Raw genomic sequence first — 16,617 nt, 5'->3', positions numbered from 1 at the left:
CGAGGTCGCATTGATGGACGACACAGGCAAGGATCCGGTCGGAGAAGCGATCGCACAGGCCGCGGCCGAGACGCTGGCGGCCAAGGCGCAGCAGGAGTGGCCGCGCATGGCGGTGCTGGCCGTTCTCGCCGGCGCTTTCATCGCGTTCGGATCGGTGATCTCGCTGGTCGCCCAGTCTGGCCTCGGCGAGGGCCCGGCGACGGGTCCGGTGCGGCTGTTGTCCGGACTGGCCTTCTCGGTCGGGCTCATCCTCGTGATGATCGCGGGCGCCGAGCTCTTCACCGGCAACACGATGATGGTGCTGCCGGCGACCACGGGCGCGCTGCCCGCCGGCCGAATGACTGCCGCCTGGACCGTCGTGTGGCTCGGCAATCTCGCCGGCAGCGTCGTCGTCGCCCTGCTGTTCGCGGCCAGCGGCGGGCTGGAGGGAGGCGTGGGCGATGCGGCGCGGAGCGTCGCCGGCGAGAAGCTCGACAAGTCGCCACAGGCTACCTTCTGCTCGGGCATCCTCGCCAACGCCCTCGTCTGCCTCGCGGTGTGGATGTCGATGAACGCCAACACGTTACCGGCCAAGATCCTGGCCATCGTCGGCCCGATCATGCTGTTCGTCGCGGCCGGCCTCGAACATTCTGTCGCGAACATGTCGCTGATCCCGATGGGATGGTTGAGCGGCCTGCCGGGCGGCGTCGACTGGTCCTCGGGCCTCCTCAATCTCCTGGTCAGCACGGCGGGCAACATCGTCGGCGGCGCCCTGCTCGCCCTCGCCTTGGCCTACGGCAATGACGCGCTGAGGCAGAAGTCTCGTTAAGGAAGCGAAAGGTCCATCATTGCGAGCGCAGCGAGGGACCTTCCAGTCACACGCGATGCGCTGGCGGGAACTCCCGCCCGCCAGTTGCGTTCCGAATCAAGACCCTCTTTTATCGGCGGACGGCGTCGCAGAACCATGACCAGTTATTGCGGCGCTCCTCCTCACCCCTACGACTGGATCGGCCGCTGGAACTTCGACCCGGTGCTGCTGGTGGCGCTCGCCGTCGCGGCCGCGGTGGCGATGCGGTCGTCGCATCCGCGCTTCTTGCTCGCGTCGGTCGGCATCCTCGCTGTGACGTTCGTGTCGCCGCTCTGCGCACTCAGCGTCGCGCTTTTCTCGGCGCGCGCCGTGCATCACGTGCTGCTGGTCGCGGTGGCCGCCCCGCTGGCGGCACTCGCCTTTCCGGGGCGTGGATCGAAACATCTCGGCATCGCCTTCGTAGCCTCGACCGCGACCCTGTGGGCCTGGCACCTCCCCGCGCTCTACGACCGCGCGCTCGGCGACACCGCGATCTACTGGCTCATGCAGCTCACCCTCCTGGGCACCGCGATCTGGTTCTGGCGGGAGCTGTTCGCCGCGCCGCCGGTGACGGCGTCGATGTTTTCGATCCTCGCCATGGCGCAGATGGGCATGCTGGGCGCACTGCTCACCTTCGCGCGCACGCCGCTCTATACGAGCCATGCCGCGTCGACGCTGCCCTGGGGGCTGGAGCAGGTCGCCGACCAGCAGCTCGCGGGCCTGGTCATGTGGGTGCCCGGCGTCATCCCCTATGCGCTGGCGACGGCGCTGATCGCGCGCCGGGTCTGGATCCGGGCCGCCGGCACGGCATGATCGCGGCGCTGAAATTCCTCCATATCGCCGCCCTGTCGATCTGGTGCGCCGGCCTTGTCGGCCTGCCGTTGCTGCTCGCGCGCCACAGCCGGGGGGACGACCAGCACCAATATTCGAGGCGCCGACGGGTGACGCATGTGGCCTATGTCGGTGTCGTGACGCCGGCGGCGGTGATCGCGATCGCTCTGGGCACGGCACTAATCTTCCTGCGCGACGTCTTCGTGCCGTGGATGTTCGTGAAGCTGGCGCTGGTCGGCCTGCTCGTGCTCGCACACGCCTGGCTCGGGCACATCACCCTGCAGGTCGGCGAGCGGCAGGGCGACTATACGACGCCGCACCCGGCGCCGCTGCTGATGGTCTCCGGCCTCACGATGCTGGTGATCCTGCTCCTGGTGCTCGGAAAGCCGCTCGTCGGCGACGAGATCGTGCCGGCGTGGCTCCTGTCACCGCGTGGTCATCTCTTGCCGGTGGACGAGGTGCCGAGGTGATAGTCGAAGACCAGCTTGCCGCCGTGCCATCCGGTGATGGCGGTGAACCCCGCCGCGAGCAGCGAGAGCAGAACGCCCCAGGGCAGCACGGCCTGCTCGTAGCCCGCAAGGCGGTAACCCCAGTTGGCGCCGAGGATGGAGAGCAGCATCACCGCCAGCACGAAGTGCGTCCAGCTCGCGGAGCGGGCGCGGATACCCGGCACCAGCAGCAGTTCGACCGTGCCGGCGAGCCCGGCCGCGACGCCCAGCAGGAAGGCCATGCCGCTGGCCCACAGGGCGGCGCGCGCCCAGAAGCCGTCGCCCGTCCACCAGTAGAAGCCGTCGGCGCCCAGCGTGCACATGGTGAGCGCGATCGGGAAGGTGACCAGCATGGCGTGGATCGGATGGCCGGCGACGGCGATGCGCGATTCGGTCCGGTGGAAATGGGACTGAGCCTCGATCGGATCGACTCGGACCTCTGCCTCTCGCGGCGGGGAACCTTCGGAAACAATAGCCATCGGTCCCTCCTCCATCCGCTGGGTGCGTCGCTGGTAACGATGGCTGTCGGCGGATGTTCCGGACCGCTGTCGACGCTCGACGCGGCGGGACCGGCGGCGGCGCGCGTGGCCACCTTCTGGTGGGCGATGCTGGCCGGTGCGACGGCGCTCAGCCTGCTGGTCTTCGTGCTGCTGCTGCTGGCCTTCCTGCGCCGCGGGAGCGAGAGCCGCACCAGCCCGACCCTGTGGATCGGCGGTCTCGGCGTCGCCATGCCCATCGTCGTGCTGCTGGCGCTGGTGGGCTACGCGCTGATGCTGGGCGAGCGCATCATCGCGCCCGGTCTCTCCGGCACGGTCGTCATCGATGCGACCGGGCGGCAATGGTCATGGGAGTTCAGCCATCGCACCGACGAGGAGACGCGGGTGACGCACAACGAGCTGCACATGCCCGCCGGCCAGCCGGTCGTGCTGCGCATCGCCGCCGTCGACGTGATCCACAGTTTCTGGGTGCCGCGGCTCGCCGGAAAGATGGACGCCATCCCCGGCCATGTGAACGTGCTGCGCATCCAGGCCGCCGAGCCGGGTGTGTACGAGGGCCAGTGCGCGGAGTTCTGCGGCAGCGGACATTCCGGCCATCTGTTCCGCGTGATCGCGCACGACGAAGCGGGCTGGGCCGCCTTCCAGCGCGGGGGGACGCGATGAACGCGCTGCGACGCCACCGCGTCCTCGAGGCGATCTGGGGCGCGCCGACGGGCTGGCGCGGCACCGCCGTGTCGGTCAACCATTCCGACATCGGCAAGCGCTTCGTGGTGGCGGCCTTCGTCTTCTTCGCAATCGGCGGCGTGCTGGCGATGATGATCCGGGCGCAACTGGCGACCCCCGGCAGCGCCTTCGTCGGGCCCGACATCTACAACCAGCTCTTCACGATGCACGGCAGCATCATGATGTTCCTGTTCGCCATCCCGATGTTCGAGGGGCTGGCGCTCTACATGCTGCCGAAGATGCTGGGCAGCCGTGACATGGCCTTCCCTCGCCTCTCCGCTTACGGCTGGTGGTGCTACCTGTTCGGCGGCACGATCCTGATCGCCTCGATGGCGTTCGGCGTGGCGCCCGACGGCGGATGGTTCATGTACACCCCGCTCTCCTCCAAGGCCTATACGCCGGGCATCAACGCCGACGTCTGGCTGCTCGGTATCACCTTCGTCGAGATCTCGGCGATCTCGGCCGCCATCGAGATCACCGTCTCGGTCCTGAAGTTGCGCGCGCCCGGCATGCGGCTCGACCGCATGCCGCTCTTCGCCTGGTATCTGCTGATCACCGCGCTGATGATGATCGTGGCCTTTCCACCGCTGATCCTGGGTTCGATCCTGCTCGAGGTGGAACGCGCCTTCGACTGGCCGTTCTTCGATCCCGCGCGCGGCGGCAGTCCGCTGCTATGGCAGCACCTGTTCTGGCTGTTCGGCCATCCCGAGGTCTACATCATCTTCCTGCCCGCGGCCGGCGTGATCTCCACCGTCCTACCGGTGCTCGCCCGCACACGCATCCTGGGCTACGGCTGGATCGTGGCGGCGTTGCTGGCACTAGCGTTCCTCAGCTTCGGCCTGTGGGTGCACCACATGTTCACCACCGGCATCCCACACATGGCGCTGGGCTTCTTCTCGGCCGCCTCGGCGCTGGTGGCGCTGCCGACGGCGGTGCAGGTCTTCGCATGGATCGGAACCCTGTGGAACGGCCGGCCCGAGCTCAAGCTGCCCATGCTCTACCTGCTGGGCTTCTTCGTGATCTTCGTGATCGGCGGCATGACCGGCGTGATGCTGGCGATGGTGCCCTTCGACCTGCAGGCGCACGACACCCACTTCGTGGTCGCGCATCTGCACTATGTGCTGATCGGCGGTTTCATCTTCCCGATGCTCGCCGGCGCCTACTACTGGCTGCCGCATTTCACCGGCCGCACGCGCGACGACCTGCTGGGCAAGGCTGCGTTCTGGCTGATCTTCACAGGCTTCAACGTGACCTTCTTCATGATGCACCTGACCGGCCTGCTGGGCATGCGGCGGCGCGTGCATACCTATCCCGAAGAGGCGGGATGGACGCTGTTGAACCTGTTGTCTTCGGTCGGCAGCTTCGTCATGGCCTTCGGCTTCGCGCTGTTCGCCATCGACGTCGCCTTGCACCTCTATTACGCGCGCCGCCGGCGCCGCAATCCGTGGACCGCCGGCACGCTCGAATGGGCGATGCCGATCCCGACGCCCGCCTACAACATCGCGAGCCTTCCCACCGTCACCGATCGGGAGCCGCTGGCCGACGCCCCCACCCTCGCGACGTCGCTGGCACGCGGCGAAGGCTATCTCGGCGAACCACGCCATGGCTGGCGCGAGACGATGGCGGTGGAGACCACGACCGGCGCGATCGATCACGTCGTCGTGCTGCCCGGCAACACGCGCCTGCCGATCGTCACGGCCGCGGTGACGGGCTGCTTTTTCCTCTGCCTGCTGGCCGGCCAATACTGGCTGTCGATCCTCCCCCTCGCGGCCGTCGTGGCGCTCGGCCTGCGCTGGGCTTGGGTGCTCGACTGGCGCCAGGACATCGGGCCGCTGGCGATCGGCCATGGTGAGACGGCGGCGATTCATCGCGAGGCTGCGGGCGCGCCTGGCTGGTGGGGCAGCGCCTTCCTGCTGGTGGCCGACGGAACAGCGCTCGCCTCCCTGCTGTTCGGTTACGCTTTCCTTTGGGTCATCGCGCCAAACTGGCCGCCGCCCGAGCGCATCGACGGCGGTCTCGGGGCCGGCCTCGTGGCAGTCGTGGCCGCGACGGCAGGCAGCCTGTTCGCTCGCCGAAGCCTCGCCGCGAGCGCCGACGGCGCGCTGGCCCCGGCCGGACGCGCGGCGCTGGCCGGAGTTGCCGCGCAGCTGGGCACGATCGTCGCGCTGGTGACGCTCGGCGTCACGGTGCTGCCCGCGCCGCAGGAGCATGCCTATGCCGCCTGCAGCTGGGCGCTGCTCGCCTATTCCCTGCTGCACGCCCTCATCGCTCTGCTGTGTGTGGCCTTCGGCCGCGCCCGCATCGCAGCCGGCCAGGTCTCGCCCCGGCGCACGCTCGACCTCCGGGTGGCGCGGCTGTTCAGCGACTATTCGGCAGCGACGCTCGCGATCGTGCTCGTCTGCCTTCTCGCTCCGTCGGTGATGTCGTGACCCTGCTCACGCGGATCAGCGCCGGCTTCCTGCTCTGGGCCTTCGGCTTCTCGCTGCTCTACGCGCTGCAGGGCGCGGGCTGCGCCTATGGCTGGCAGGATATCCAACTGTTCGGGGCCGCGCTGCTGCGCTGGGTCCTGGTCGTGACCTGGCTGCTGCTGGTCGCAGCAGGCCTCGCGCTTCTGCGGCTCACCCGGTCGGCATCGTCAGACTTCGAGAGACGCGTCACGCTCGCGACGGTGCTCGCAGGTGCGGGCGCGATGCTGATCACCGGCTCGCCCGTGGCGTTCACGTCGGCGTGCGCTTGAGGCAAGGTCCCTCACTCAATCCTCGTCGGAATCGTCTTCTGTTTGCCTGAGGGAAATGGCATCGGCAAACCGTCTGGCGACGTCGTGCAGGCCCGCTTCTTCGGCGGCGCGCAAGCCCTCGCGGTTGGCATCGAGTCGCGCAAAATCCTCAGAGGGTGCGGCGGCCAGCGCCTTCTCGATCAGGTCGATAGCTTCGCGGTACTTCTTCTGGCCGCGCAAGGCGGCGGCGACCTTGGTGGCGTCCTGCAGGCTGCTCATGAACTCCAATTTCCTCCCGATGCGCGAGGCAATCAACGGGCAGGACCAAGCGAAGTTGCGCGCGCCCGCCGCCGGCCCAGGGCAAAGGCCGCCCACGCGGTCGTTGCTGCGCTGCCGATCAACAGGATATCCATTCCGGCCACCGGCCAGAGATGAGCCTGGCCGAGGCTGCGGCCGAGATGATCGCCAGTGGTGATCCAGTTCAGTATCACGGCAGCGAGTGCGAGGGCCGCGATCGCCCCGAATTGCTCGCTCCAGGCCCGCCTGGACCGCAGAGCGGCATGCGCGAGCGTGCCCAGCCAAACGAGATGGAAGACCCACATTTCGAGCGTCGCGCGATCCTCGCCGAGGAAGACCGCGCCCAGCGGCAGCAGCCGGTTTGACACGAAGAATGAAAGCGTGGCGATGACGATGCCGCTCACCGAGCCCACGGTCAGCGCCTCGACGAGGCGCACGCCGCGCGGGCCGAGGCGGCCGTCCTTCTTCTTGCGCGACTCCAACCAGAAGAGGTAGCCGGTGGCGATCAGCGCGCAGCCCGTGAGGCCCAGGGCAAAGTAGACCCAGCGCAGGGTCCAGTGGCGAAACTGGATGAGATGCAGCCCGGCGATGAAGCGTTGCGCCGACAGGACCGGCTGCGGCGCGATACGCTGCTGCAGCAGCGCGCCGGTCGTCGCGTCGAAATAGGCGATGTCGGAACGGCCGGCGACGCGATCCTCGCCGTGGCGGGCCACCTGCACCACGGCGGCGGCATCGCCGGGATGACGGACGAACAGGTATCGCGGCGTCTCGCCGTCCCAAAGGCGCCGCGCCTCGGCCACCATGCCGTCGAGCGAGGCGAGCGCGCCGGACTTGCCGAGCCTCGGCCTGTCATAGTTCCCGTAGGCTTCGCGAGCGAAGGCCCGGGCCTCGTCCCCATAGGCGAACTGGATCGTGCCGGGAAAATACACGCCATAGAAGATGATCACGCCCGACAGGGTGATCATGAAGTGGAACGGCAGGCCCAGCACGCCGGTCACATTATGCAGGTCGAGCACCAGACGGCGCGGCTGCTTGTCGGCCCGGAAGGTGAAGAAGTCGGCGAAGATCTTGCGGTGGATCACCACGCCCGAGACGCAGAGCAGCAGCATCGCCATCCCCGCCACGCCGACGATCCAGTAGCCCAGCCGGACATGCAGCATGTAGTGAAAGGGATAGAGGAAGCCCGTGCCCGCCCAGGTGCCGGGATCGGGCAGCGCGGTGCCGGTGGCGGGGTCGATCAGGCGCACGAGCTGGCGCGCTCCCTCGCGCCACGTGACCTGCAGCACCGGAGCACGTTCCGTTGGAAGCTGCGCGAACCACGAAGTCGCCCTGGCGGCGGCCGCCGCCTCGTAGGAAGCGCGCAGCGCCTCGACCGCGGTCATCTGATCGGTCGGCGCGAGGCGCGTCATCGGCGCCATCCAGCGATCGATCTCGCGATCGAACACCGACAGCGTTCCCATCCAAAAGATGGCGAACAGCAATCCGCCCAGCACCACCCCGGCCCAGGTGTGCAGCCAGTCCATCGAGGCGCGAAAACCCGTGCCCATCCCTGCCACCGCGCAACGACGCCCTAGAAGTCCGCCGTCAGGGCGAGGCGGAAGGTGCGCGGGGTGCCGACGTTGAGGCGCGTGGTGGACGACACCATCGACCAATAATTCGTGTCGAGCAGGTTCTCGACATTGAAGCGGATCGCCACAGGCTTGCCGGTCGGGCTCTGCGCGTCGGCGATCACATAGCGCGCGCCGACGTCGAAGCGCACCCAGTCGGGGATGCTCTGCCGCGGGTTGGTGAGGCCGACATACTGCGGGCCGGTGTAGATGATGCGGCCGTCGAGCGTCAGCCCGCGGACGAAGGGTGTGTCCCACTCACCCGCCAGGTTGACCTGCACGTTGGGCGCGCCGGCCGCCTGCCAGCCGTCGTTCAGGCCGCCCGCCGTGCTCGCCAGGATCGCCTCCTGGAACATCGCACCGCCCAGCAGCCGCACGCCCTCGGCCGGCGAGCCGAACACGTTGACCTCGATGCCGCGATTGCGCTGCAGGCCATTCTGCGTGAGCGTGTTGGTCGCGGCATTGGCGATCGCGCTGGGCTGGCTGATCTGGAAGGCGCTGAGCGTCGTCGTGAACGTGCCCCAGTCGATCTTCGTGCCGACCTCGAACTGCGTCGACTGGTAGGGCGCGAAGACCTGACCGGCATTGGCGTAGGTGGGCCCGACGACCGTGCCCGGCTGCAGGCCCTGGATGAAGTTGCCGTAGAACGACACCTCCTTCCACGGACGCACGACCAGCGCCACTGAGGGGCTGATCGCGTCCTGCAGGTAGCCCGACGTCGTGCTGCCGGTCGTGAGGTCGAAATTCTCGCCCATGATCTGCTGGTAGCGCGCACCGAGCGTGAGCTGGACGCGCTTCTGGGCGAAGGAGAGCGTGTCGGCAACGGCGAGGCTGGTGAGCTGGAGCGTGCTCGACTTGCGCGGCGACTGGGTCGTGATGTTGGGGCGCGCGATGACGTTCGGCGTGTAGATATTCGACGCATAGGCGGTGCCGATGCCGCGGCCGAAGCCGGAAACCTGCTGGTAGCGCGTCGCGCTCACGGCGAATGTATGCCCGACCGGGCCGGTCTCGGCCTCGCCGCGCAGTCCGATCTCGCTCGTCCACTTGGTCTCGTAGGAGGTATTGGAATAGGGCGTCTGCGTGCTGGCGCCGCTCAGGCTCGAGACGATGGGATCGCCTGACCACAGCGAGTTCCAGCGATTGTCGTGCGCGCCGATGGCGCCATAGAGCGTCACTCCGGGCCAGACATCGACCTCGCCCCGCAGCGCGCCGAACAGATCCTGCGAATAGGTGTTGGTCCAGGGCAGGATGAAGTTGTTGTTGAGGTCGGGCGCGCCCGGGACCTGTGCGCCCGCCGCCACGCTGACATAGCCGACGCCGCCGCTGATGTACTGGGACTGGTAGCCGCCGTCGAAGGAGAGCCGGAACCCGTCGCCGCGATAGTCGACGCCGATCGAGCCCAGCCCCAATTCCTCGGCGTTCCACATCACCGCCGTCTGGCCGGCGCGATAGGCGCCGTTGAGGCGAACGCCCAGTTCCTTCTCCGGCCCGAAGCGGCGGCCGACATCGACGGCGCCGCCGAACTGAGCAGCAGAACTATAGGCGGCGGTCACGCGATTCATCGGCTCGTCGTGCGCGCGCTTGGGAACCACGTTGATGGTGCCGCCGATCGCGCCGGTGGGCGCCATGCCGTTCAGCATCGCGCTGGGCCCCTTCAGCACCTCGATGCGTTCGGCCAGTTCGACGCCGATCGAATAGGACGGCAGCAGGCCATAGAGGCCGCCATAGGCGATGTCGGTGCTCTCGACGGTGAAGCCGCGGATCGTCATGTTCTGCGCGCCGTTGTTCCCGGTCGGCCGCACGATGCGCACCGAGGGATCGTCGATCAGCACGTCGCGAATGGTCTGCGCCTGCTGGTCCTGCGCCTTCTGCGCGGTGTAGCTCGTCTGGTTGAACGGCGTTTCCATGACGTCGCGATTGCCCAGCAAGCCGAGCTGGCCGCCGGTTGCCACCTGCCCTCCGGCATAAGCGGGCGGGATGTTGTCGATCATCGCCTGCGACGGCACCGGGAAGACGCCCTGCACCTGCACCGGATCGAGCTGCAGGGTCGAGGGATCGAGCGGCGCCTGTCCCACGCGCTGGAGCGCGATGGTCGTGCCGCCAAGCAGGCTGTAGGTGAGTCCGGTGCCGGCGAGAAGGCGCTGCAGCGCCTCGTCAACGCTCATCGTGCCCTGCACGCCCTGCGTCGCGAGACCGCGCACGAGTGCGCTGTCGGCCGAGATCTGGCGGCCGGACTGCTGACCGAACAACGGCAGCGCACTGGCGAGCGACTGTGCCGTGATGTTGAAGGTTCGCTGCGCCGGCGCCTGCACGGTCTGCACGTCGGACGATTGCGCGAAGGCGGGCGCTGCGCCCGTCGCCAGTGTCATCGTGATCGCGGACGTAGCCAGTGCCGCCTTTACGCCAAGAGAACCCAAACGCGTATCCATCGCCGCAACATCTCCCCGCAGAGCAGGAACATCCGACGCGGCACATCGACGGGCGATGGAGGGGCAGCGCGTCCTCGTTCCTTCACTGAGGCAACGAGCGGCCCGTCGACTTTTCTAACAAAATCGTTCGGGCGAAACTTTCGGCTTCACGAAGCGGAGACGACCAGAAGCCACGGCGTCACGCGGCGCACCTTGGCGCCATGCACACGCGCCATGCCGCGCAGCGCATCCTCGGGGTCGGCGAGATTGTAGGCACCGGTGATGCGGCGCTCTGCGAGCCCGCCGTCGGTCAGCACGATCGTGCCGCCGAAGTAGCGACGCAGCTGGTCGATCGCGTCGCCGAGGCGCGTCTCCTGGGCATAGAGCTGGCCCTGCCGCCAGGCCGCGACCAGTTCGGGCGGCTCGCTGCCCCTCGTCGTTCCACCACCCTTCGTGACCCGCACGAACTGCCCAGCAACGAGCTTCGCCGCGGACTCGGGCGGAGCGCCGGCGGCGGCGACGGCGACGATACCCTCCTCGACCGAGACGGCGACATCGTCGCTGCTGAGACGCACGTCGAAGCTGGTGCCCAGCACGGTCGCTTCGACGTCACGCGCCGTCACCCGGAAGGGGCGCGAAGGATCGGGCCGCACCTGGAAGAAGGCCTCGCCCGAGAGGAGCTGTACGCGCCGCCCCTGGCGTTCGTCGGCCATGGCGACGGCGATGGCGCTGGCCGGCGCCAGGGTCACGCGGCTGCCATCGGGCAGCTCTAGCTGGCGCAGCTCGGCCGTGCCGGTGACGTGATCGGCGCGGAGTTGCAGGAGCAGTCCGGGGCCGGCCCACAGGGCAAGACAGGCGGCAGCCGCGAGAGCAAGAGCGGGCATCGCCCAGCGGCGCCCGGTGCTCCGCGGCCTCATCGGCAACACCTTCGCCCCGGCTCTCGTGGGCGCGATGACGACGCCGGCCTCGCGCGCGGCGGGCAGCAGGGCGGCGATGTCGGAAAAGGTCTGCGTCGAGGCCCAGGCCGATGCGTTCTCCGGTCGGGCCTTCAGCCATTCGTCGAACCGTTGGCGCAGGTCGGCATCGTCCGGCTCCTCCTGCAGGAGGATCAGCCAGTCGGTTGCTTCGTTCGAGGCCCGTTCGGCGTCGGCATCCGTCACGCGCTCCATCCCTCCTCATGCGGAGAGCTGCCCCGCACACTGCCAACGACCGGACCGTCCGGTTTTCTATGGAATAATGCGAGGCGCGGAAATTATTTCCAGCCCAGTCGCTTCTTGCAGTGCCGGATCGAGTCCGAGACCAGCTTGTGCGCCAGCGGCAGGGAGATGCCGAGATGCGCGGCGATCTCCCTGAGCTTGCAGCCTTCGAGGCGGTGCATTTCGAAGGCGCGCCGCGTGCGCTCCGGCAACTCGGCCAATGCCTGCTCGAGCAAGCGAAGCTCGTCGCGGTAGAGCGTCAGCATTTCCGGCGTGGCCGCGGCGCCGGGCAGCGTCACGGCCTCGGCGACGCCGTTCGCCAGGGCCTCGGTCTCGCGCGCGCTGCGGCGGCGGCCGTCGAGCGCCAGGTTGCGGACGATGCGGTAGAGATAGCCCAGTGGCTCATCGAGGAAGCGCTGCCGCGCCACCTCGTCGAAGCGCAGCCAGGCTTCCTGCACCAGCTCCTCCGCCTGCGGACGCGAGCCCACGATGCCAGTCGCATAATCGACCAGCGAGCCTCGATGCTCCACATACAGGGTGGTGGTGGTGTCGGACGGCACGGCGGCGACGATATTGGAAGTGCGAATGGTTCGCAATTACAAACAAGGGCATCCTCTTTGCCGCAGCCAGTGCCTTGCCGCCGCCCACGGCCTCACACCTTGTCGACGCAATGCTCCGGCCATGTCACGTCCATCATATCCATGGAGGGATCATGTCCTTGAGGCACATGCTCTGCGCATTCCTGGTGGTGGCGTCCACCACGTCGGCGATGGCTGCGAACGATGGCGTGCCGACGACGGAGTCCGGGGCGCCGCCGTCGGCGCCGGGCACGACGTCCGGGCCTGTCGCATCACCCGCGCCGAACCAGGCTGGCGTGGCAACGCCGCCCGGCGCGCGCGCCTGCCGCCAGGCCAAGGCCAAGCAGCCCCTCACCGCCGAGGAGAAAGCGCGCCGCAAGGCCCTTCGGGCGCAACAAGTGGCGCAGGGCAGCGCGCCCCTCGCCAAACCCCACCACGCGAAGCTGCCTCTTTGTTAGGGCTGCGTCAGGGCAGCGGCTCGAGCTTGAAGAGACAGGCATAGTCCCGATTGTAGACCTGAAGGTCGCGGCCCTTGGCGTTCCCGGTGAGGTCGACGGTGAAGGTCTTTTGCCCGACGGGTATCGAGAGGGTCCGTGAGATCGAACCGTCTGCCGACACCGGCACCAGGAAAGCGTCCGACTCGCCCGCCTTCACCGAAAGGTCACTGCCCATTTCCGCGAACGCAAAGAACAGCTTCGATACATCGGCCTGCCGGCAGAGCAGCGGAGACTGCGACTCGAGGACGGGCTTCGCCCGCCAGGACTCGGCGAACGCTCCCGTCGAGAGGGCGATGCCGACACCCGCGATGACTGCCACCGAAAAAATACGCACGCCTGCCTCCCAAAGCTGCCGGACCTTTCTCCTCAACCGTTTGGGGGGCCGGGAGTTGCGACAAACGACGCATTGAGCGCAACTCGACGCCGGCAAATGCGTAGTTGAAGGTGGCGGGACCGAGGGCGACCGTTGTAAGTGGCCGCAAAGGCGCTCCTCGAACAGTCCTCTGCCAGCGTATAGAAAAGAGTACCCATGTTGTTACACCGCGCCGACGTGATCGAGGTCCTCCGACTGGCGCGTGACGGCAAGCTCGTCGAAGCGATGCGAGCCCTCACGGAACCCCGTTCCGAGACCTCCCCCGGTTCATTCGAGTATCACAGTGTGGCGAATGCCGCGGGCAACCGGCGCTTCAAACTCTATGTGCCCGCCGGCCACGACCGGCGGCCCCTGCCCCTGATCGTCATGCTTCACGGCTGCACGCAGTCGCCCGACGACTTCGCCGCCGGCACGCGCATGAACGAACTCGCCGACGAGCGGCGGTTCCTTGTGGCTTATCCCGAGCAGCCTGAAACCGCGAACCCCAGCAAGTGCTGGAACTGGTTCAAGGTCGGCGACCAGATCCGCGACCTGGGAGAGCCTCACCTGATCGCCGAGCTCACGCGGCAGATCATCCGTGACCAGGCCGTCGACGAGGACCAGGTCTATGTCGCGGGCCTGTCCGCCGGCGGCGCGGCCGCAGCGATCATGGGCGCCACCTATCCCGACCTCTATGCCGCGGTGGGCATCCATTCGGGCCTCGCCTGCGGCGCGGCGCGCGACATGCATGCCGCCTTCTCGGCCATGCGGCAGGGCGCGCCTGCGGCACGGCTTACCGTGCGAACCGGCCCCGTGGTCCCGACCATCGTCTTCCACGGCGATCGTGACGAGACGGTCAATCCGGTCAACGGCGACCAGGCCAGCGAACAGGCGTCGGGCGGGCCTGGCGTGCGCACGCAGGTCTCCCGCGGCGAGACCGCGACCGGCATCGCTTTCACCCGGACCCTTCGCTTCGACGCGCAGGGACGCGACGTTGGTGAGCTGTGGGTGCTGCAGGGCCTCGGCCACGCCTGGTCCGGTGGCAGCGCGGCCGGCTCCTTTACCGATCCGCGCGGTCCCGACGCCAGCGCCGAGTTCGTGCGCTTCTTCCTCGAGCATCGCCTGTCGGCGCGAAGCGCCTGAGCCCGTCAGCCGCGCGCTTCCTGCCAGTGCGGGTAGGTGACGTAGGCGGTCAACGCCCCCTCCTCGTGCGAGACGATGGTCACCGCTTCGCCCTTGGGCATGTAGATGAACTCGCCCGGCCCGCCTGTCACGGTACCGTCGCGACTGGTGACTGAGATCCGCCCCTCGAGGATCAGCATGACGTCGTCCACCGCCATGGTCTCGTCGAGGCGCTGGTTTGGACCATAGCGGCCATAGCCGATCGTGATCGGCCCGCCCTGGCGCTGGTCGATCACGTTGCCCGCGAAGATGTCGCCTTCCTGCCCGGGTGAGCGCTCGAGCGTCGCGTCGGCCAGTCCGAACTTGCGAACTCTCATGAAGAGCCTCCTCCGTGCTAGCGGCGCCGGTCGCCCTTGTCGCCCTGGCCGCGCTTGGCGACGGTCTTGGCCTTGCGGCGACGATCGGCCGTCAGCGAACGGCCGACATCCTCGACTTCCTTGAAGGAGGTGCCGAGCGCATTGCGCCGCACGAACAGCTTGTTGGTGCCCGTGTCGATCAGCTCGCGCTTGGCCGCGCTCTTGCGCACCGTCTTCTTCTTCGCGGCCTTCTTCGCGACTTTCTTCGCTACCTTCTTTTTCGCCGCCTTCTTCGCGACCTTCTTCTTCGCAGCCATCGCTTGCTCCTTACATGACGTGGGGCGTTGAACGCATCCCGGGCCGAGGAAGTTGCAGAAGGCGCGTCAATGCATCGGGATTGCAATCGAGCGCCGGGCGTGGTCTACGCACGCGCTCACTCGCATGGACCCGGTGAAACCCCGGGTGGCTATTCCGGCCGCCGATCCGCCGGGCAACTCTCACATGGAACGTCCCACACACCATCTTCGCCTCCAGGCGAGGAAGACCCGTGGCGCCATGTGCATGTGCATAGACGGCTCGATGTTCAGCAATTTCAGAACGCAATGGTTCGGCAGCCTCGGCCAGGCGCGCCGCGATTTCCTCGCCGGCCTGGTCGTGGCGCTGGCCCTCATCCCCGAAGCCATCGGCTTCTCGATCATCGCCGGTGTCGATCCCAAGGTCGGCCTGTGGGCCTCGGTGGCGATCGCCATCGTCATCTCGCTGCTGGGCGGACGGCCCGGCATGATCTCGGCGGCCACCGCCGCGGTCGCCGTCGTGGTGACGCCGCTGGTGCGCGAACATGGCGTCGACTACCTGTTCGCCGCCACCATCCTGATGGGCCTGATCCAGATCGCGGCCGGCTTCCTGCGCCTCGACCTGCTGATGCAGTTCGTCTCGCGCTCGGTGATCACCGGCTTCGTCAATGCGCTCGCCATCCTGATCTTCATGGCGCAGCTCCCGCAGCTGGTCGGCGTGTCGTGGCACACCTATGCGATGATCGCCGCCGGCCTCGCCATCATCTACCTGCTGCCGCGCCTCACCACCGCCGTGCCCTCGCCGCTGGTGGCCATCGTCGTGCTGGCGGCGCTCAGCATCGGCCTCGATCTGCCGGTCCATACGGTGGGCGACATGGGCAAGCTGCCGGAGGCGCTGCCGAGCCTCGCCCTGCCGCAGGTGCCGTTCACCTGGGAGACGCTGCGCATCATCCTGCCCTATGCGCTCACCATGGCGGCGGTCGGCCTGCTCGAATCGATGCTGACGGCGCAGATCGTCGACGACATGACCGATTCCGACAGCGACAAGCGCCGCGAGTGCCTGGGCCAGGGCGGCGCCAACATCGCGGCGGCCCTGGTGGGCGGCATGGGCGGCTGCGCCATGATCGGCCAGTCGGTGATCAACGTGACCTCGGGCGGTCGCACGCGCCTCTCGACCTTCGTCGCGGGCGCGGCGCTGCTGTTCCTGCTTGCCGTGCTGGGGCCACTGGTCGGGCGCATCCCGATGCCGGCGCTGGTCGCGGTCATGATCATGGTGTCGATCGGCACATTCAGCTGGAACTCGATTCCCAACCTGCGCCGCCATCCGCCGACCTCGAGCGTGGTGATGATCGTGACGGTCTGCGTCGTCGTCTTCACCCACGACCTGGCGCAGGGCGTGGTGGCGGGCGTGCTGCTCTCCGGCATCTTCTTCGCCGGCAAGGTCCGCCGCATGTTCGCGGTCGAACGCAGCGAGAGCGACGGCAGGATCACCTATCGCATCAGCGGCGAGATCTTCTTCGCCTCGGTCGACCGCTTCACCCGTGCCTTCCTGCCCGAGGAGGGACGCACCGTGACGATCGACGTGTCGGCGGCGCACTTCTGGGACATCTCCGGCGTCGGCGCGCTCGACAAGATCGTGGCCCGCCTGCGCCGCGACGGCTCGGAGGTGAAGGTCATCGGCTACAACGAGGCCAGCGCCGACCTCGTCGACCGTTTCGCCCTGCACGACAAGACCGGCGTCGAGCTGGGCGCCGTGCCGCACTGACGGCGGAGCAGCCCGACCTGTTTCGCCCGGGCGGAATGCACTAGGCTGCCCGCTTCAGTCTCAGG

18 protein-coding genes and 1 other annotated feature are annotated in these 16,617 nt (G+C 68.0%); of the genes, 8 read left to right on the top strand and 10 right to left on the bottom strand.

Features of this window, described 5'->3' with window-relative positions:
* The first annotated feature begins 13 nt into the window (after window positions 1-13).
* From ACQY78_RS24395 to ACQY78_RS24385, 3 genes are all read left to right on the top strand, one after another.
* Complete coding sequence (locus tag ACQY78_RS24395; protein ID WP_428679886.1) at window positions 14-808, top strand: formate/nitrite transporter family protein; 795 nt, start codon at window positions 14-16, stop codon at window positions 806-808.
* A gap of 135 nt (window positions 809-943) precedes the next feature.
* Window positions 944-1,639 (top strand): cytochrome c oxidase assembly protein, encoded by a 696-nt coding sequence (locus ACQY78_RS24390; protein WP_428679884.1) that lies wholly within the window; start codon window positions 944-946, stop codon window positions 1,637-1,639.
* Window positions 1,636-2,127: a CopD family protein gene (locus ACQY78_RS24385; RefSeq protein WP_428679881.1), complete on the top strand. Its 492-nt coding sequence runs from the start codon at window positions 1,636-1,638 to the stop codon at window positions 2,125-2,127. Before ACQY78_RS24390 ends, ACQY78_RS24385 begins: the two co-directional genes overlap by 4 nt.
* Here the strand turns inward: ACQY78_RS24385 and ACQY78_RS24380 are convergent.
* Window positions 2,094-2,624: a DUF2231 domain-containing protein gene (locus ACQY78_RS24380; RefSeq protein ID WP_428679878.1), complete on the bottom strand. Its 531-nt coding sequence runs from the start codon at window positions 2,622-2,624 to the stop codon at window positions 2,094-2,096. The genes ACQY78_RS24385 and ACQY78_RS24380 overlap by 34 nt on opposite strands.
* Before the next feature lie 39 nt (window positions 2,625-2,663).
* Here ACQY78_RS24380 and coxB point away from each other — a divergent pair, with 39 nt between their 5' ends.
* Genes coxB through ACQY78_RS24365 form a run of 3 tightly spaced genes read left to right on the top strand, consistent with a single transcriptional unit; the run spans window position 2,664 to window position 6,102 of the window.
* Window positions 2,664-3,305, top strand: coding sequence for a cytochrome c oxidase subunit II (gene coxB / locus ACQY78_RS24375; RefSeq protein ID WP_428679875.1), 642 nt, complete (start codon window positions 2,664-2,666; stop codon window positions 3,303-3,305).
* Complete coding sequence (ctaD, locus tag ACQY78_RS24370; RefSeq protein WP_428679872.1) at window positions 3,302-5,794, top strand: cytochrome c oxidase subunit I; 2,493 nt, start codon at window positions 3,302-3,304, stop codon at window positions 5,792-5,794. The genes coxB and ctaD overlap by 4 nt, the downstream gene beginning before the upstream one ends.
* A complete protein-coding gene (locus ACQY78_RS24365; RefSeq protein WP_428679869.1) occupies window positions 5,791-6,102 on the top strand; it encodes a hypothetical protein in 312 nt (103 codons plus the stop codon). Before ctaD ends, ACQY78_RS24365 begins: the two co-directional genes overlap by 4 nt.
* 15 nt (window positions 6,103-6,117) lie before the next feature.
* Here ACQY78_RS24365 and ACQY78_RS24360 read toward each other — a convergent pair whose 3' ends face one another.
* The 7 genes from ACQY78_RS24360 to ACQY78_RS24330 form a co-directional block, all read right to left on the bottom strand.
* A complete protein-coding gene (locus tag ACQY78_RS24360) occupies window positions 6,118-6,360 on the bottom strand; it encodes a hypothetical protein (RefSeq protein ID WP_428679867.1) in 243 nt (80 codons plus the stop codon).
* A gap of 32 nt (window positions 6,361-6,392) precedes the next feature.
* Window positions 6,393-7,925: a PepSY-associated TM helix domain-containing protein gene (locus tag ACQY78_RS24355; RefSeq protein ID WP_428679864.1), complete on the bottom strand. Its 1,533-nt coding sequence runs from the start codon at window positions 7,923-7,925 to the stop codon at window positions 6,393-6,395.
* Between the two features lie 23 nt (window positions 7,926-7,948).
* Window positions 7,949-10,414, bottom strand: a complete 2,466-nt coding sequence (locus tag ACQY78_RS24350) for a TonB-dependent siderophore receptor (RefSeq protein WP_428679861.1) — start codon at window positions 10,412-10,414, stop codon at window positions 7,949-7,951.
* A 146-nt stretch (window positions 10,415-10,560) separates the two neighbouring features.
* Window positions 10,561-11,562 (bottom strand): FecR family protein, encoded by a 1,002-nt coding sequence (locus ACQY78_RS24345; RefSeq protein ID WP_428679858.1) that lies wholly within the window; start codon window positions 11,560-11,562, stop codon window positions 10,561-10,563.
* A gap of 83 nt (window positions 11,563-11,645) precedes the next feature.
* Window positions 11,646-12,185, bottom strand: a complete 540-nt coding sequence (locus ACQY78_RS24340) for a sigma-70 family RNA polymerase sigma factor (RefSeq protein ID WP_428679856.1) — start codon at window positions 12,183-12,185, stop codon at window positions 11,646-11,648.
* A 97-nt stretch (window positions 12,186-12,282) separates the two neighbouring features.
* Window positions 12,283-12,510, bottom strand: coding sequence for a hypothetical protein (locus tag ACQY78_RS24335; protein WP_428679853.1), 228 nt, complete (start codon window positions 12,508-12,510; stop codon window positions 12,283-12,285).
* Between the two features lie 122 nt (window positions 12,511-12,632).
* Window positions 12,633-12,998, bottom strand: coding sequence for a hypothetical protein (locus ACQY78_RS24330; RefSeq protein ID WP_428679850.1), 366 nt, complete (start codon window positions 12,996-12,998; stop codon window positions 12,633-12,635).
* Window positions 12,999-13,193: 195 nt separating this feature from the next.
* Here ACQY78_RS24330 and ACQY78_RS24325 point away from each other — a divergent pair, with 195 nt between their 5' ends.
* Window positions 13,194-14,159, top strand: a complete 966-nt coding sequence (locus ACQY78_RS24325) for an extracellular catalytic domain type 1 short-chain-length polyhydroxyalkanoate depolymerase (protein ID WP_428679847.1) — start codon at window positions 13,194-13,196, stop codon at window positions 14,157-14,159.
* A gap of 5 nt (window positions 14,160-14,164) precedes the next feature.
* On the opposite strand, the gene ACQY78_RS24320 is transcribed toward ACQY78_RS24325, so the two are convergent.
* On the bottom strand, window positions 14,165-14,515 hold the full coding sequence (locus ACQY78_RS24320) for an ethanolamine utilization protein (RefSeq protein ID WP_428679844.1): 351 nt from the start codon (window positions 14,513-14,515) through the stop codon (window positions 14,165-14,167).
* 17 nt (window positions 14,516-14,532) lie between these two features.
* On the bottom strand, window positions 14,533-14,724 hold the full coding sequence (locus ACQY78_RS24315; protein WP_428686484.1) for a hypothetical protein: 192 nt from the start codon (window positions 14,722-14,724) through the stop codon (window positions 14,533-14,535).
* Window positions 14,725-14,934: 210 nt separating this feature from the next.
* Window positions 14,935-14,990, top strand: a sequence feature (sul1 is cis-regulatory element that is thought to sense ions involved in sulfur or methionine metabolism; They are found in Alphaproteobacteria).
* 83 nt (window positions 14,991-15,073) lie between these two features.
* Between ACQY78_RS24315 and ACQY78_RS24310 the strand changes: the two genes are divergently transcribed.
* Complete coding sequence (locus tag ACQY78_RS24310) at window positions 15,074-16,552, top strand: SulP family inorganic anion transporter (RefSeq protein WP_428686482.1); 1,479 nt, start codon at window positions 15,074-15,076, stop codon at window positions 16,550-16,552.
* Window positions 16,553-16,617: the final 65 nt, after the last annotated feature.

This window comes from Reyranella sp., from assembly GCF_965279625.1.
Lineage (GTDB): Bacteria > Pseudomonadota > Alphaproteobacteria > Reyranellales > Reyranellaceae > Reyranella.
This window is presented reverse-complemented; position numbering and strand designations above follow the sequence as displayed.

What these genes read in the sequence shown, in the direction of transcription:
- ACQY78_RS24395 (WP_428679886.1), top strand. Translation starts at nt 14, where the DNA reads ATGGACGACACAGGCAAGGATCCGGTCGGAGAAGCGATCGCACAGGCC.
- ACQY78_RS24390 (WP_428679884.1), top strand. Translation starts at nt 944, where the DNA reads ATGACCAGTTATTGCGGCGCTCCTCCTCACCCCTACGACTGGATCGGC.
- ACQY78_RS24385 (WP_428679881.1), top strand. Translation starts at nt 1,636, where the DNA reads ATGATCGCGGCGCTGAAATTCCTCCATATCGCCGCCCTGTCGATCTGG.
- ACQY78_RS24380 (WP_428679878.1), bottom strand. Translation starts at nt 2,624, where the DNA reads ATGGCTATTGTTTCCGAAGGTTCCCCGCCGCGAGAGGCAGAGGTCCGA.
- coxB (WP_428679875.1), top strand. Translation starts at nt 2,664, where the DNA reads ATGGCTGTCGGCGGATGTTCCGGACCGCTGTCGACGCTCGACGCGGCG.
- ctaD (WP_428679872.1), top strand. Translation starts at nt 3,302, where the DNA reads ATGAACGCGCTGCGACGCCACCGCGTCCTCGAGGCGATCTGGGGCGCG.
- ACQY78_RS24360 (WP_428679867.1), bottom strand. Translation starts at nt 6,360, where the DNA reads ATGAGCAGCCTGCAGGACGCCACCAAGGTCGCCGCCGCCTTGCGCGGC.
- ACQY78_RS24355 (WP_428679864.1), bottom strand. Translation starts at nt 7,925, where the DNA reads ATGGGCACGGGTTTTCGCGCCTCGATGGACTGGCTGCACACCTGGGCC.
- ACQY78_RS24350 (WP_428679861.1), bottom strand. Translation starts at nt 10,414, where the DNA reads ATGGATACGCGTTTGGGTTCTCTTGGCGTAAAGGCGGCACTGGCTACG.
- ACQY78_RS24345 (WP_428679858.1), bottom strand. Translation starts at nt 11,562, where the DNA reads ATGGAGCGCGTGACGGATGCCGACGCCGAACGGGCCTCGAACGAAGCA.
- ACQY78_RS24325 (WP_428679847.1), top strand. Translation starts at nt 13,194, where the DNA reads ATGTTGTTACACCGCGCCGACGTGATCGAGGTCCTCCGACTGGCGCGT.
- ACQY78_RS24320 (WP_428679844.1), bottom strand. Translation starts at nt 14,515, where the DNA reads ATGAGAGTTCGCAAGTTCGGACTGGCCGACGCGACGCTCGAGCGCTCA.
- ACQY78_RS24310 (WP_428686482.1), top strand. Translation starts at nt 15,074, where the DNA reads ATGTTCAGCAATTTCAGAACGCAATGGTTCGGCAGCCTCGGCCAGGCG.